Consider the following 331-nt stretch of genomic DNA (forward strand, 5'->3'; position numbering starts at 1 on the left):
GCCCAGACGGGCTCGTAGGCAAAGAGGATTTCCCCCTTCAGTTGATCGCCGCTCAGCTCTTGCAGCGCGCCCAGAACCTGTGCCGTCAACACCGCCTCGGCGCGGCCTGATTCACGCTCAGCCAACGTCTCGCCGACGCAGATCAGCGGCACGAAACCGTGCCTGACAGCGGCCGCCGTTTTCAGTCCCACAGTCGCATCCGTCTCGCCGAAATGCTCGCGGCGTTCGCTATGGCCGAGTTCGATCACATCCAGCCCGCAGTCTTTCAACATCACCGGCGAAATCTCTCCCGTCCAGGCGCCCGCGTCGGCCCAATGCATGTTCTGGGCGC

Annotated in this window: 1 protein-coding gene; it reads right to left on the minus strand. The window is 64.0% G+C overall.

The annotated features are described in order from the left end of the window. The coding region (locus tag EOB49_RS34950) for a triose-phosphate isomerase (RefSeq protein ID WP_164781990.1) at window positions 1–331 on the minus strand (331 nt) is incomplete at both ends.

The organism is Mesorhizobium sp. M7A.F.Ca.MR.148.00.0.0 (assembly GCF_003997735.1).
Classification (GTDB): Bacteria; Pseudomonadota; Alphaproteobacteria; order Rhizobiales; family Rhizobiaceae; genus Mesorhizobium.